The following is a 14,726-nucleotide window of genomic DNA, read 5'->3' as shown; positions in this document are numbered from 1 at the left end:
TGTTTTCATGTCAGAAACGCTTTATTCGCTTAAGGATTGGGAGCGGGCTATAAAGCAGATTAAGTCGGTAGTTGCAGCTCGAATCAATGTTAATGTGCAAGGGGAAATTGAGGAAGTACATATTCTTGCAGAATCAGGAAGATCACCTAAACAGATTGTTAGAGATATTGAAACTATTTTGGCGGCTCAATTTGATTTACAGGTCGACCATAAAAAGATTAGTGTCGCTCAAGTTGAAGATGAGGAAGGGGCATCTGGAATTGAAGAGGTGTCTCGACTTAAATTAGTGGGTGTAACCCTTAGGACAGTTAATGGAATGGCAGAAGTAAAAGTGGAATTGTTAAAAGGGGATAAGTTAATTGAAGGGATTGCTGCAGGACCGTCATCTTCACATAATAAGCTGAGACTGTTTGTTGAAGCCACTCTTAAAGCCTTGGAGCCTCTCACCTTAAGCAAATTTATATTTGTCACTGAAGATGTCGGCATTATACAGTTGGCTAAGAAGCAGATTGCCTTAGTTTCTATAACGTTAATTGCCTCGGCGGGAGAACAATCTCTTACAGGATGTGCCATTGTCAGAAATGATGACAGGGAGGCTGTTGTTAAGGCGACCCTGGATGCAGTCAATCGGAAATTGGAGTTTCTCAATAACCCTTAATTTAATAACTTTGGCCGACCAACTTAACAATTAGATCTTAGAGTACACTGTTTAATTTTCCAATAGCGAAGCGGAAAAAAACAGCGGAACGGAAAAAGAGCGAAGCGGTAAAACAATTCCTTTAGAAAAAAATTAAGGAGGTTTACCGCAATGAACAAATTATTAAAAGCAATTTCTGTTCTTATTACTCTCGTACTCGCCGGTGGCGCGACCTTTAAGTGGTAATGCCTATTACTGAGAAAATAAAGTTAATGGAATAACTCACTTTCAAATGGGTTACGTAGCTGTGAGTTTTAATTGTAAGTGTCGGCCAAATATATAATGAGGTGGCAAATGGAAAGTAAATCGATAAAACTAAAACTATTTTTTGCATTAATCGTTACGTCCGCCACCGTGATATTGATATGGAATATTATCATTACAGATTGGAATGAACCGCAACTTATTAATCTATTAATCTTTGCGATTCTTGCAATTGCTTCGGAATCTCTGCCAGTTGCCCTGCCAAAAGGGGGGTACGTAACGGTTAGTTATTCCATTTTTCTTTCTTCTTTAATTTTATTTCCTTTAGGAGTGACTTTAACAGCGATGGCTTTGTCGGGTCTTCTTATTTTTGGCAAAGCTGGTTTAGAGCAACCTTTTTATAAAAGAGTGTTTAATGCATCACAATACGTGATATCTTTATCCATGGCTCATGTTGCAATTAGTTATTCTAAAATTACTTTTTATCAATTTGAATTTAGATCGATTTTGTTTTACTTTATAGCAGCGACAATCTACATGATTATGAATATGACAATTGTTGCTGTAGTATTGGGGATAGCTTCCAATAAGAGTCCTTGGTCATTATGGCTCGTTAATTTTCGATGGGCTGTACCAAATTTTGTCGCACTTGTTCCTCTTGGGTTTTTACTGGCATTGATATACACAGATCAGGGTGCGCTAGGGATTCTCTTACTCTTTATCCCGCTTTTAATCTCTCGTCATGCGTTTCAGCTTTATATAGATATGCGTGATAACTATCTCAATACCATTGAAGCCTTAGTTCAAGCTTTAGAGGCCAAAGATCCTTATACTAGCGGTCATTCAGCGAGAGTAGCGAAGCTAGCAGTCTCAATAGCTGAAGGAATCAAGATGAGTGAGGAAAAAATTGAGTTTCTTAAGTATGCGGCGGTGCTGCATGATGTCGGTAAGATTGGGGTAAGTGAAATCATCTTAAATAAAGAGGGCGAACTCCTTGATGTAGAGTGGGAAGCTATTCGAAGCCATCCTGTTATTGGACAAACCATCATTAAAGGAATTAAATTCTTATTTGATATAGGGCAAGTAGTCCGTCACCATCATGAACGGATTGACGGGAAGGGATATCCTGATGGGATTTCAGGAGAGCAGATACCACTAGAATCGCGGATTATTGCGGTTGCGGATACCTATGATGCGATTACATCAGATAGGAGTTACCGGAAAGGCAGCAGTCATGATGAGGCTGTAGCGGAGTTGAAAAGAGTTGCCGGAACCCAGTTGGATCCTGAGTTGGTAGAGGTTTTCTGTAGGGTGGTTACAATTGAAGTCGCTCAAAGGGTTAGTTCCGAGCAACGTTTGCAGATAGTCAATGTACGAGGTGAAGTATGCTCATAGAGAGCTTATTGATTGCTTTAGCAGTAAGTAAGATGTGCGGAGGGAAGCTTAGCCGATTGGGCCAGCTCTCTTTATCTGAACCATGGTTGGTCCCTGTCGCTCTTATCATACAAAGTGGTCTGTATTGGGCAGCGGTCAGGGAAGTAGGGTTAGGCACCGAGTGGACCAGCCAGTTTCTTAGTATAGGGTCTTATTGTTTATTATTATTGTTTACATATCGTAACAGAGCCTGCCCAGGTATGAGGTGGATTGCCCTGGGAATTTTGCTGAATACCCTTGTAATTGCCATTAATGGAGGAGTTATGCCCGTCGACCCGATGCTCCTTCCGGAGGAAAGCAGAGAAGCATTGCTTCATGGCCAAGGCACTCATGGCTTGATGACATCAATGACCTGCTTGCCTATTCTGGCAGATCGCTTTTATATAAATATATTTGGCTTAAAACAAATGTTTAGTATTGGAGATATTTTAATTGATATCGGGGTATTCTTATTAGTTTTAAGGACCATGCTGACTAAACAAAAGAATTCACTCAGAACCCAATGTGTTAAGTAAATCCCGAATAACCTCTCCTGCGAGGAGCAGGCCAACGACAGGGGGTACAAAGGAGATGCTCCCGGGAATTTGATGTTTTGCTGCGCAGGGGGCATCTCCGCTTGGGCAGATACAGTTTGTTTGACACTCGGACGCCGCAGAGAGAGGAGTTTGCGGAGAGTCCGGGCTAAATACAACTTTGATTCCTTTGCTAATGCCTTCTTTGCGTAATAGTTTGCGCATAGCCTTGGCCAGAGGATCTCCGCTTGTTTTAGAAATATCGGAGACCCGATAGTTTTGAGCGGAAAGACGATTTCCTGCCCCCATGCTGGAGATAAAGGAAATCTCACGTTGTAAACATTCTTTCGCTAAATTTACCTTGCTGGAAACAGTATCAATGGCATCAATTACATAGTCTAAAGTTTGATTGAGGAAAAAGTCGGCATCTGCCGCTGAATAGAATTTTTTAATAGCTTCAACCTTAGCTTGAGGGTTTATCTCAAGGATTCGCTGTTTCATTACCTCAACTTTTGCCAGGCCTACCGTAGAATGAAGGGCATGTAATTGACGGTTTATATTTGTAAGGCAAATTTCATCATAGTCGACAAGAATTAAATGTCCAATACCGGCACGAGCCAGGGCTTCTACAGTGAAAGACCCGACCCCTCCGATGCCAAAGATCATAACTGTGCTTTGCCTAAGCTTTTCCAAACCGCGTTGACCAATTAGTAGTTCTGTTCTTGAGAATTCGTGCTGCATCGTTTCCTCCATGTTTAGATTTTCTTATAGAGTTTATCATAACCTTAAACATTTAAATATAGTAGTTGGCAGGTCGATGCAAAATGAACTAAAATTTGTGCAGACGAGGACTGACACGCAGACACAGGCGCAGACACGGGGACGGTTCTCCTGTCATTAATGATAGGAAAACCGTCCCCGGTGTTTTCTGGTTTAGATTTTTGGGCGCTGAGTGAAACTGGTATGAAGTAATTCGTGTGCTTTATCTCCGTATGGTTTGCCGATGTATTCATTGTAAAGCTTGATGACAGCAGGATTCTCATGAGATTTTCGCAATGGTTTGGAGCGGTCTTCCTGATAAATTGCATTAGCCCGGGCTTGGAGGATTTCCAGATTCCCATGATGATAAGGCTGACCTCCGCCGCCGATGCATCCCCCGGGGCAAGCCATGATCTCGATAGCATCATAATGGCTTTCTCCTGCTTGGATTTTCTCAAGAATGGTTCGGGCATTTCCTAACCCGTGGGTGACTGCAATTTTAAAGTCACGTTCACCAATGGGAATAACAGCTTCTTTGATTCCCTCCATTCCCCGTAGAGGTTCAAATTCTACGTTTTCCAAAGGATGTCCTGTCAGCCATTCATAGGCGGTTCGCAAGGCCGCTTCAATAACTCCGCCGGTTGTGCCGAAAACCACAGCTGCTCCTGTTGATTCCCCTAAGGGGTGATCAAATTCTTCATCCTTAAGATGCTCAAAATGAATGCCCGCTTCGCGAATCATTCGAGAGAGTTCTCGGGTCGTGATTACGATATCCACATCTGGGGTCACCGGGTCTTGGCCAAGCTCCGGGCGGGCAGCTTCGTATTTTTTAGCAATGCAGGGCATAACAGAGACAACAGTTATCTTTTTAGGATCGATACCATAAGCTTCGGCATAATAGCTTTTTGAAAGGACACCCAACATCTCATGAGGGGATTTGCATGTCGAGGGGATGTCCAATAAATCCGGAAATTGATGCTCAAAAAACTTAACCCAGGCAGGACAGCAGCTGGTAAGGATCGGCAAGCGGCCTCCATGTTCCAGACGATGAATCAACTCTGTTGCTTCCTCCATAATGGTCACATCTGCCCCAAACTCTGTGTCAAAAACACGGTCAAAGCCTAGCCTGCGCAAGGCAGCGACCATTTTTCCGGTGACTATTGTCCCGGGTTCTAAGCCGAACCCTTCGCCTAGGGCGACACGAACAGCCGGTGCCGTTTCAACAATAACAAAGCGGTTTGGATCGTTAAGGGCTTTCCACACCTTGTCTACCTGATCTAATTCCATCAAGGCCCCGGTTGGGCAGACGGCTACACACTGCCCGCAGAAGGTACAAGAGGTTTCGTGCTGCGGCAAATCGAAAGCGGTTTTTACCACAGTTTCAAAGCCGCGGCCTACAGCTGAGTAGACCCCGACAGTTTGAACCTCGTTGCACATGGTTTCACAGCGCCGGCAGCGGATACATTTATTGGGATCGCGAATGATCGCTAAGCTGGATTTATCAATTTCATACTCCGATTCTTCCCCTTCATAGGTAATATTCCGTATCCCTAAATCAGCGGCAAGTGCTTGAAGATCACAGTCTAAATTTTTAGAGCAAGTCAAACAGGATTTCGGGTGGTCTGAAAGCAAGAGTTCGACCATGGTTCGCCTGCCTTGTACGGCACGCAAAGAATCTGTTTTTACTACCATGCCGTCAAAGACAGGAGTCGAACAGGCCGGGGCTAAATTGCGCCGCCCTTCGACTTCTACGACGCAGACCCGGCAAGAGGCAATATGATTATTCATTCTCATCTCGTGAAGATTAAGGTAACATAAGGTTGGAATGTCTATGTCGATGGTGCGGGCAGCGTCCAAGATGGACATTCCTTCCGGAACAGTAAGAGGTATATCATTGATTGTTAGTTGTACATCCACAATGGAGTCCTCCTTCAGGAGCAATTAATGTCTGATAATAGCACCGAACCGGCATTTTTTCATACATGCTCCACATTTTAGGCAGCGTTCTTCATCAATAACGTGAGTCTCTTTGGCAGAACCGGTTATGCAGTTGGCAGGGCAGTGTTTAGCACAAAGAGTACATCCTTTGCATTTGTCCGTAATCGTATATCTCTACAGACCTTTGCATACTCCTGCCGGACAGGATTTATCAACGACATGGGCCAAATACTCATCCCTAAAATACTCTAATGTTGAAAGAATAGGATTAGGTGCACTTTGGCCAAGACCGCAAAGAGAAGTATCCTTAATGATTTTGCACAATTTCTCTAAACTGTCTAAATCATCTAAGGAACCCTTGCCTTCAGTGATTTTAGTCAGTATTTCATGCAGGCGTTTTGTACCGACTCGGCAGGCAGTGCAGCGGCCACAGGACTCATCGACGGTGAACTCCAGGAAGAATTTGGCGATATTAACCATGCAGTCGCTTTCATCCATAACAATCAGCCCGCCGGAGCCCATCATGGAGCCGATGGATATTAAGGACTCATAATCAATGGGGGTATCTAAATATTTCGTAGGGATGCAGCCGCCGGAGGGCCCCCCGGTTTGAGCTGCCTTAAAAGTTTTATGGTGTTTTATCCCCCCGCCGATATTAAAAATGATTTGACGAAGGGTTGTTCCCATAGGGACTTCAACAAGGCCGACAGTGTTTACTTTTCCTGCTAAAGCAAATACTTTGGTTCCTTTACTTTTTTCTGTGCCAATGCCGGCAAACCAATCTGCTCCCTTTAAAATTATGGGAGGTATATTGGCAAAGGTTTCTACATTATTGACACAAGTGGGTTTGCCCCATAAGCCTTTTTGAGCAGGAAAGGGCGGCTTGACCGAAGGTTCGCCGCGGGACCCCTCAATGGAATGAATTAAGGCCGTTTCTTCACCGCAGACAAAGGCTCCCGCCCCGTATTTGATATCCAGGTCAAAACAGAAGTCACTGCCTAGAATTTTTTCTCCAAGCAATCCATACTTCCGAGCTTGCTTAATGGCTACTTCCAGGCGGTGAATGGCTAAGGGATATTCCGCGCGTATGTAGATGAATCCATGATTGGCCCCGATGGCAAACCCTGCGATCAGCATTGCTTCTAAAACGCTGTGAGGATCCCCCTCAAGGATGGAGCGGTCCATAAAAGCACCAGGGTCTCCTTCGTCCGCATTACAAATTATGTAGCGTCGATTCGCTTCACTTTTGCGTGTCAATTCCCATTTTTGGCCCGTGGGAAATCCGCCGCCCCCTCGCCCGCGCAGGCCGCTTTTTTTTACTTCATTGATAACCGACTCTGGTGTCATCTGAAAAAGTACTTTAGCCAACGCTTGATATCCATCGGCAGCAATATATTCACGAATGTCCTCAGGAGCAATGTAGCTGCAGTTGCGCAGGGCAATCCGGAGTTGATTATGATAAAAGGGAAGGTCAGAAGCAAAACGCTTTTCCGTGTTGGGATCCATATAAAGAAGTCGTTCAACTTGTTTTCCTTGAACAAAATGTTGTTCAATAATCTCCGGCACGTCTTTGCTGGAAACTTCGACATAAAGAATATTATCTGGGTGAGTTTCCACAATCGGACCTTTTTCGCAGAAGCCGAAACACCCGGTTTGGATGACTTCTACTTGATTGGATAATTGGTGCCGTTCCAGCTCTTCCTTCAATAAACGAAAGATTTCAGGGCTTTCCGAGGCATGACAACCCGTTCCCCCGCAGACCATAATGTGACGGGGCTTGTTAAGAGCCTCTTGAGTTGTCGTTGGAGCTGAGATACGACGATTTTCCAGCAGGGGCTTGCTCTCCATTTTTAGAGTATTTAGTACAGCGGCGTCTTTGAGTTTCATATGGTTTCCCTTCCTTTGGCAACGGTTCTAGAATTTAGTTAGTTTGTGGGGCGATAATTATCAAGGACTTGTTTTATCTCCTCAGAAGTATTTAAGCGGCCATGTACTTTTCCATCCACCGTCATGACAGGGGCTAAACCACAAGCACCAATACAGCGCACAGAATCTAAGGAAAAAAGCTGATCCGACGTGACTTGTCCCGTTTTTATCGAAAGTTGTTTTTCTATTTCATTTTGAAGTTTCTCAGCACCTCGGACAAAACAGGCGGTTCCCATGCAGACATTTACTGAGTGCTGTCCGCGGGGTTTCATAGTAAAGAATGAATAGAAACTTACCACACCATAGACCTTGGCAGAAGGTATGTCCAGCTTTTGGGCAATATGCCATTGAACCTTGTCAGGCAAGTAGCCAAAAAGTTTTTGAGCATAATGAAGAATCAAAATAAGGTTCTCTTTTTTATAAGGGAGACTGTCAATATAATCATCCAACTGCTTATAGGGATCTTTAATCAACGTGTTATTATTACACATGAGAGTCCTCCTTTAATTCCCCTTTATTTGTAAAGATAAACATGATTTATAGTTCCCATTTTTCCAAGATTTACGTACAGGTTAGTCAGATTTTTTAAATTTATGGATATTAATATTGGAATAAGTGGAATCGACATAAAAATGGCCTTGACGTTTACGTCAACTGGTGTCAGAATATTATTAAAATTAATACGGAGGATGTGATGATCAAGAAGTGGAACAGCCGCTTATAAGCATTTCAGAGTTAGCTCAAGAAATGCTGGTAACCCCAAGAACCATAAGGTATTACGAGGAAATGGGATTGCTGACCCCATTGCATCACGAGAAGATGAGTCAGAGGTTGTATGGTCCTCGGGAGAGAGCTCGTTTAACCTTAATACTTCGAGGCAAAAAACTAGGATTTTCTTTGGCTGAAATTAAGGAGATGCTCGATCTTTATGACATTGATCGGACGGAAGGTCTTCAATTGGAACGTGCTGTGGCTTATGGAGAGAAACGCCTGCAGGAGCTTGAGGAAAAAATTAAAGAACTTATGCTGCTTAAAGAAGAGTTACTGGATTATCATCAGCAATTTACAGAGCTGCTAAGAAAGAGAAATGCAGGAAAAGAACAGAACGAAACCTCGTAATAACACCTAAAAACTATCCATAAAAGGAGGAGAAAAAATGTTCGATTTTCTTTTAACCGATGCTCAAAAAGAACTGCAGAAGGAAGCGATGGCCTTTGTTAAAGAGAAGGTACCCAAACAATTAATCCTGGATATGGATGCCGAGAAGGTGGTCTATCCCGTGGACTATATTAAAGAGCTTGGGCAAGCAAATCTTTTGGGTTTGCGCTTTGCCTCAAACTATGGCGGGAGGGGGCTTAATTGGGTTGACGAAATCGGGGTTCTGGAGGAAATTGGAGTTTTGGGTACCAGCTTAGCATGTTTGTACTCTCTTCCTTCCATTGTAGGAGAAGCACTTGCCTGCTTTGGTTCAGAAGATTTAAAACAGCGTTATCTTAAACCTACTCTAGAAGGAAAACTTTACACCGCTGAGGCTTTAACCGAACCGAGGGGCGGGTCTGATTTTTTTGGAGCTACCACCGTAGCGGTTAAAGATGGGGAGGATTATATTCTCAATGGTCAGAAGCGATTTGTCGTGGGAGCCGAAGGAGCCGACTATTTTATGGTGTATGCTAAAACCAATCCTGAGGGCAAAGCCCATGAAAGCATGAGCGCCTTTATCGTTGACAGGGGCCCAGGTGTAGAAGTTGGGTATTTATATGGATTAATGGGAACGAGAGGCGGTGGAGCAGGACGGGTCGTCTTTAAGGATGTAAGGGTTCCTGGCAAAAATCTTTTGGGTAAAGAAAATGGAGCTGCCCAAATCTTTTATCAAATGATGATTCCGGAAAGAATGACCAGTGCAGCCGGGGCCTTAGGTATGGCACGTGCTGCACTAGATGTTGCGACAGCCTATAGTACAAAGCGTAAGGCATTTAACCACACTATTAAAGATTTTCAAGCAGTGAGTTTTAAGGTGGCAGATTCTATCACACGTTTGGACGCAGCCCGTTCCTTAGTCTACACGGCAGCTCGAGCTATTGACTCAGGTGTACCTGGAGCTCAAGGCAGGCGTCTTGTTTCTGAAGCTAAAAAATTTGCTACCAATACTGCTTGGGAAGTGGTTAATAACGCTATGCAAATTATGGGAGGAATTGGTTATACCAATGTATACCCTGTGGAGAGACTGCTGCGGGATACACGTTTGATCATGATATGGACGGGTACCAATGAAGTGATGGATCTCATTATTCAGCATGAATATTACAAAGAATTCGGCAAGCAGACAGCCGACCACCGGGCCATTGAAGAAGATGCATTAAATGCCCATTTGACGGAAGAAAAGGTTTATGAGTAGAAAACGGCAATGGCAGCGTTACAAAAGACTTAGGCCAAATGAAAGGCCTAAGTCTTTTGTATATCCTGATGGGGAAAGAGAATCCTTATTAGTGGGCGTGCTGGTGCATTAATAAAAAATATACTAAAATAGGGAAGAAAGTGTTAGTGAAGAAGCTTGATTTCTTAATGTTTTGATGTAGGTGAAGAATATGGCGAAGAGAAACAATACTCAAAGTGCTAATCTTACTTTGGGAGGAATTACCCTGGGTTTTTTGGTGAGTTATCCCTTTTATCTTCAGGGCAGTTTTATCGGAGGGCTTATCTCAAGCGGGTGCATTGCGGGGATGATTGGGGGACTCGCTGATTGGTTTGCAGTTACGGCACTATTTCGTCGTCCTCTCGGTATTCGGCCGGGCCGAGTGATTCGTACTGAAATTATTCCTCAAAACAGAGAAAGGATTTTTGCTGCTTTGGCGGATATGGTACAGCATGAATTACTGTCTCAAGAGATCCTGAGACGGAAACTGACGGCTTGGGATTTTTCCAGGGTAATGATTAGGGTTTTTCGAGAACAGGATGTTCAGGAAACAGTGAGCCGAATGTTGGCTTCCTTTGGCCATGATCTCCTGAATAATCGTGGCTCTGAAGAGGTTGAGCAACAGATAAAGGGATTGATTCGTGAGAACATAGGTGATTTTCAGGCAGCAAAAACACTTGCAGAGGTGATCGAGTTCTCTCTCGAACATGGAGAAGTTAACCTGGTCTTGGAAGCAATATGCCGTGCCGCAGCAAAATATATGGATCAGCCTATCGTTCAGGCTACATTAAAAGATTTGATGGAGTCAGCTTTGGCAAGGTATGAAGAAAAAAATCCTACTCGTAAAATGGTGGGAATGTTTTTGCCTTCATCCGCGGAGATTGCCCAAGGTCTTAAGGTAAAAGTCCAAACAGTATTGCAAGATGGTACAGTGCTGCAGTGGCTTGAGGAAGCATTATTGCGTTTTGTTTTGGAACTCAAAACAAAGGTTTCTCTCCAAGAAAGCATTAATCTCTTTTTTACTGATGTCATCGACAGAGGAATTGAGAGCTGCAAAGATAATATTATGAGGGCTTGCTTAGGGACAAGCTCAGAGGATTCTCTTTCAGATCCTGAACAGCTTTATAGATTAATAAGCAGTTATTGGCAGGCGGTTTTTAATAAAATTGATGAAAACCATGTCTTGAGGGAGAAGGTAAATGAAGAAATAAGAGCTATTCTCGAAAAGCAGATTAACTATCATCATAATATGATCGGACGCATGGTCAGAGAAGGGTTAGAACCTTTGACAGATGACAAGCTGGTTGATTTAATTGAGGAAAAAGCAGGTAATGACTTGCAAATGATTCGAATCAACGGCTCAGTGGTTGGCGGTTTGGCCGGTATGTTGATTTATTTGCTTGGGATGGTGCTGTAGTGATGGATTATCATAAAAAAGCAAATCTTATTCTTTCAATAGTGTTTATTCTTTTTTTGAGTGCGGCAGCAGCTGAGCACTTTTATCCCGGTTATTTTGGGGTTAGGTTAGTGCACTTTGTTTTAGAAGCCGCCTTTGTTGGCGGTATTGCCGATTGGTTTGCAGTAACTGCGATTTTTAAAAAGCCGCTAGGGTGGGGTTTTCATACTGCGCTGATTCCTCGCAACAGGGAGAAGGTTATTCAAGCCATTGCTACGATGGTTCAATCTGAGCTATTACATGTGGATTTAATACGCAAAAAAATTGAAGGGATTTCCTTTGTCGAATACCTGATAGACTATTTGAATAAGAAAGGAGGATCTCTTTACCTGACGAATATGGTGGTCCCCTTTCTCCAGAGTTATATTAAAAAACAGTCGCCGGACCGCCTTGCCAACGGAATTTTAGATTATCTTCGCAAGAATGCCGATGCTGGAGATTTGGTTTCCACTGTCCAGGGTGTAAGCGGATGGGCTTTGAATCATGGCTATATTGATATAGGGCTAAATCGGCTGGCAGAGGAATTATGGGATAAAGCCGCCGATGGGGAAACCCGGCAAGTGATTATACGTTATCTGGAAGAAATTAAACAGCAAAAGGTTAGTAACGGAGGGGCTATCTTTCGAACCCTTATAGGATTTGTTGAGATGTCGGATGGTCTAAACTTAGATGAGGCAGCAGATGCTCTGCAAGTAGAGTTGCTGTTAACCTTACGAAAATTAAAAGACCCTGATCAAGAGCTGCGTATAACTTTGAAAGACAATCTTATTAAAGGCATTATTGAATTGGCACAGGATTCTGAGTCTGAAAAAAGGATTCAGCAATGGAAAGGGGACCTCTTGAAGGATCCTTCACTGGTGAACTTTCTCGAAAATCTCATCACAGTCATTCAGGAAAGATTGACTGATTCTTCAGGAACCTTGGAGTTGAATGTGCTGCATCGTATATTGTATCCTTATTTCGACAGCTATTGGACTGAAATGAAGAATAACAAAGCACTTCAAGAAAGAATCAATTTGTTTATTGTTGATCTGTTATGCCGGGTTATGAAGAATGAACATGACGTCATCGGAAACATGGTGAGAGAAACTCTGGAGGCTTACACAGATGAAGATCTTAACCAATTTGTTCAAGATAAGGCAGGCAATGATTTACAATGGATTCGAATTAATGGTTCAATGATTGGGGGAATTGTGGGATTTGTACTGTTTATATTTTTGGAGTTTATCTACAACCCCTTAGTGGTTCCGGCAGTAATAAACTATTTTCAGTAACTCGTTCTGCTAGGCTGAACGAGCTCACTTCTGGCCTCTGGCTTCTGACCTCCGATTTCTGTTAGTATACAGAATTCATAAAGATTAGGGTATTGTCATTGGTTTGGTCTTTATGCTAGAATACAAAACATAAGGTGTGCACAGCCAAACCCATGGGAATAGAATATTGTCAAAGCAATGGCGCTTTGGGATACTCGCGAGAGGTCTCAAAGTGCTTCTTGTTTTTAAGGAGGGATTAAGGGTGGATACGGGAGATACAGCATTTATCATAGTTTCTTCTGCGATGGTTCTTCTGATGACTCCGGGTTTAGCGCTCTTTTATGGTGGCATGGTTCGCAAAAAGAATGTACTTGGTACGTTAATGCACAGTTGGATTACTATCGGACTAATTTCTTTACAATGGATTTTAATCGGATTTACGTTGGCTTTTGGGACAGATCACCATGGATTAATCGGTGGCTTAAACTGGTTGGGATTAAATGGAGTAGGCATGGATCCCAATGCGGATTATGCAGGTACTATTCCGGCGATTGTATTTATGGGGTTTCAAATGATGTTTGCAGTTATTACTCCTGCTCTGATTAGTGGGTCTATCGCAGAAAGAATGAAATTTCCCGCATTTGTACTTTTCATGCTCCTCTGGGCAACCTTTGTCTACGATCCGGTAGCTCACTGGGTCTGGGGTATCGGTGGCTTCTTAAGAAATCTTGGGGCTTTAGACTTTGCAGGAGGAAACGTCGTTCATATCAGTTCAGGTTATTCTGCCTTGATTGCGGCATTAATCCTTGGCAAACGAAAAGGGCTTGGGAAAGAATCCATGGCACCTCATCATCTGCCAATGACAGTTTTAGGGGCAGGAATTCTGTGGTTTGGATGGTTTGGCTTTAATGCAGGAAGCGCTTTAGGGGCTAATGGTTTAGCGGGAATGGTCTTGGTTAATACAAATACTGCCGCTGCGGCAGCAGCAGTTGCATGGGCATTAGTTGAACGCCTGCATCGTGGAAAAACCACTATGCTGGGAGTAGCCAGTGGTGCAATTGCAGGATTAGTTGCCATTACTCCTGCTTGTGGATTTGTAACCCCGCTTTCTTCTATTATTATCGGCCTCGTTGGTGGAGTTATCTGTTATTTTTCCATCAGTGTTATGAAATCAAAGTTTGGGTATGATGATGCTTTAGATGCCTTCGGATGTCATGGCATAGGGGGAACGTGGGGCGCTTTAGCAACGGGAATTTTTGCTACCACGTCTATTAACTCTGCCGGCGCAGATGGACTGCTCTATGGAAATCCTTCTCAGTTGGGCGTTCAGGCCATAAGTGTTTTAGTTACTGTGGTATTTGCCATGGCGGCTACATTTATCCTTTTGAAGATTGTTGGACTGGTAACTAAACTGCGTGTTAATGAAGAACAAGAAGCCAATGGTTTAGATTTGGCATTACATGGAGAAACCGCTTACTCAGAGTTTATCTAAGATATTGAGTTAAGATTTCCTTTAAAATGTGTTCAATATTTAACTATAACAATAGGGTGGAGGGATAGACTATGAAGAAAATTGAGGCGATTATTCGGCCTGGGAAGCTGGACAATGTTAAAGATGCTTTAGGGGCGCATGGAGTTAATGGTTTAACGGTAACTCAAGTCATTGGATGTGGAAAACAAAAAGGAAATACCCAGGTTTATCGGGGAGTAGAGTATACTATTCATCTTATTCCCAAGGTGAAAATTGAAGTCGTAGTCAATGATAAAGATGTGGATAAAGTCATTGAGGTTATTACCCAAGTAGCACGAACCGGAGAAATAGGTGATGGAAAGATCTTTGTTTCATCAATAGAGAATGTCTACACCATAAGAACAGGAGACAGCGGCGAAAAAGCGCTATAGAATAAGAAGGGTAGCATCGACGTCGTAACATTGTCGATTTAGAAGAAAAATTTGCTAAAAAATAAGGGTCGTTCTCTTCGATGAGAATGGCCCTTTTGTACTGTTTCAGCGGCATCTATAATGAATAATATTTACTATTTAACCAAATATTGTAAACAAATATATGAATACTTCGTATAATGTATATATAACGAAAGGGGGATTTAAAATGGCATTTGGAGCTGGCGGAGCC

General features: G+C 42.9%; 12 protein-coding genes and 1 pseudogene. 9 read left to right on the top strand and 4 right to left on the bottom strand.

Going from position 1 to position 14,726, the window contains the following annotated elements; all coding sequences use genetic code 11:
- Nucleotides 1-7 precede the first annotated feature (7 nt).
- The 3 genes from DESOR_RS25820 (at nucleotide 8) to DESOR_RS25810 (ending at nucleotide 2,850) form a co-directional block, all read left to right on the top strand.
- Nucleotides 8-658, top strand: coding sequence for a hypothetical protein (locus tag DESOR_RS25820; protein WP_014187546.1), 651 nt, complete (start codon nucleotides 8-10; stop codon nucleotides 656-658).
- Nucleotides 659-991: 333 nt separating this feature from the next.
- Nucleotides 992-2,296 (top strand): HD-GYP domain-containing protein, encoded by a 1,305-nt coding sequence (locus tag DESOR_RS25815; protein WP_014187545.1) that lies wholly within the window; start codon nucleotides 992-994, stop codon nucleotides 2,294-2,296.
- On the top strand, nucleotides 2,287-2,850 hold the full coding sequence (locus DESOR_RS25810; protein WP_014187544.1) for a DUF5317 domain-containing protein: 564 nt from the start codon (nucleotides 2,287-2,289) through the stop codon (nucleotides 2,848-2,850). The genes DESOR_RS25815 and DESOR_RS25810 overlap by 10 nt, the downstream gene beginning before the upstream one ends.
- Here the strand turns inward: DESOR_RS25810 and DESOR_RS25805 are convergent.
- From DESOR_RS25805 to DESOR_RS25790, 4 genes and pseudogenes are all read right to left on the bottom strand, one after another.
- Complete coding sequence (locus tag DESOR_RS25805) at nucleotides 2,824-3,588, bottom strand: tRNA threonylcarbamoyladenosine dehydratase (protein WP_014187543.1); 765 nt, start codon at nucleotides 3,586-3,588, stop codon at nucleotides 2,824-2,826. The genes DESOR_RS25810 and DESOR_RS25805 overlap by 27 nt on opposite strands.
- A gap of 192 nt (nucleotides 3,589-3,780) precedes the next feature.
- Nucleotides 3,781-5,523, bottom strand: a complete 1,743-nt coding sequence (locus tag DESOR_RS25800; protein ID WP_014187542.1) for an NADH-dependent [FeFe] hydrogenase, group A6 — start codon at nucleotides 5,521-5,523, stop codon at nucleotides 3,781-3,783.
- Nucleotides 5,524-5,547: 24 nt separating this feature from the next.
- Nucleotides 5,548-7,431, bottom strand: a pseudogene (locus DESOR_RS25795) (NADH-ubiquinone oxidoreductase-F iron-sulfur binding region domain-containing protein).
- Between the two features lie 38 nt (nucleotides 7,432-7,469).
- On the bottom strand, nucleotides 7,470-7,961 hold the full coding sequence (locus DESOR_RS25790) for an NADH-quinone oxidoreductase subunit NuoE family protein (protein ID WP_014187541.1): 492 nt from the start codon (nucleotides 7,959-7,961) through the stop codon (nucleotides 7,470-7,472).
- A gap of 214 nt (nucleotides 7,962-8,175) precedes the next feature.
- On the opposite strand from DESOR_RS25790, the gene DESOR_RS25785 reads away from it, so the two are divergent.
- From DESOR_RS25785 to DESOR_RS25760, 6 genes are all read left to right on the top strand, one after another.
- Nucleotides 8,176-8,589, top strand: a complete 414-nt coding sequence (locus DESOR_RS25785; protein ID WP_014187540.1) for a MerR family transcriptional regulator — start codon at nucleotides 8,176-8,178, stop codon at nucleotides 8,587-8,589.
- Between the two features lie 37 nt (nucleotides 8,590-8,626).
- Nucleotides 8,627-9,865: an acyl-CoA dehydrogenase family protein gene (locus tag DESOR_RS25780; protein ID WP_014187539.1), complete on the top strand. Its 1,239-nt coding sequence runs from the start codon at nucleotides 8,627-8,629 to the stop codon at nucleotides 9,863-9,865.
- A 190-nt stretch (nucleotides 9,866-10,055) separates the two neighbouring features.
- Nucleotides 10,056-11,300, top strand: coding sequence for a DUF445 domain-containing protein (locus tag DESOR_RS25775; protein WP_014187538.1), 1,245 nt, complete (start codon nucleotides 10,056-10,058; stop codon nucleotides 11,298-11,300).
- Nucleotides 11,301-11,302: 2 nt separating this feature from the next.
- Nucleotides 11,303-12,613: a DUF445 domain-containing protein gene (locus tag DESOR_RS25770; RefSeq protein ID WP_042331690.1), complete on the top strand. Its 1,311-nt coding sequence runs from the start codon at nucleotides 11,303-11,305 to the stop codon at nucleotides 12,611-12,613.
- A 241-nt stretch (nucleotides 12,614-12,854) separates the two neighbouring features.
- Nucleotides 12,855-14,084 (top strand): ammonium transporter, encoded by a 1,230-nt coding sequence (locus DESOR_RS25765; protein WP_052304343.1) that lies wholly within the window; start codon nucleotides 12,855-12,857, stop codon nucleotides 14,082-14,084.
- Nucleotides 14,085-14,155: 71 nt separating this feature from the next.
- Entirely contained in the window at nucleotides 14,156-14,494 is a 339-nt protein-coding gene (locus DESOR_RS25760) for a P-II family nitrogen regulator (protein ID WP_014187535.1), read from the top strand.
- Nucleotides 14,495-14,726: the final 232 nt, after the last annotated feature.

Source organism: Desulfosporosinus orientis DSM 765 (genome assembly GCF_000235605.1).
Classification (GTDB): domain Bacteria; phylum Bacillota; class Desulfitobacteriia; order Desulfitobacteriales; family Desulfitobacteriaceae; genus Desulfosporosinus; species Desulfosporosinus orientis.
The sequence above is the reverse complement of the archived record's forward strand: the minus strand, read 5'-3'. Positions and strand labels throughout refer to the sequence as shown.

Bases quoted from the DNA above. Each gene is read 5' to 3' on its own strand.
- DESOR_RS25820 (WP_014187546.1), top strand. From the start codon at position 8: ATGTCAGAAACGCTTTATTCGCTTAAGGATTGGGAGCGGGCTATAAAG.
- DESOR_RS25815 (WP_014187545.1), top strand. From the start codon at position 992: ATGGAAAGTAAATCGATAAAACTAAAACTATTTTTTGCATTAATCGTT.
- DESOR_RS25810 (WP_014187544.1), top strand. From the start codon at position 2,287: ATGCTCATAGAGAGCTTATTGATTGCTTTAGCAGTAAGTAAGATGTGC.
- DESOR_RS25805 (WP_014187543.1), bottom strand. From the start codon at position 3,588: ATGCAGCACGAATTCTCAAGAACAGAACTACTAATTGGTCAACGCGGT.
- DESOR_RS25790 (WP_014187541.1), bottom strand. From the start codon at position 7,961: ATGTGTAATAATAACACGTTGATTAAAGATCCCTATAAGCAGTTGGAT.
- DESOR_RS25780 (WP_014187539.1), top strand. From the start codon at position 8,627: ATGTTCGATTTTCTTTTAACCGATGCTCAAAAAGAACTGCAGAAGGAA.
- DESOR_RS25775 (WP_014187538.1), top strand. From the start codon at position 10,056: ATGGCGAAGAGAAACAATACTCAAAGTGCTAATCTTACTTTGGGAGGA.
- DESOR_RS25770 (WP_042331690.1), top strand. From the start codon at position 11,303: ATGGATTATCATAAAAAAGCAAATCTTATTCTTTCAATAGTGTTTATT.
- DESOR_RS25760 (WP_014187535.1), top strand. From the start codon at position 14,156: ATGAAGAAAATTGAGGCGATTATTCGGCCTGGGAAGCTGGACAATGTT.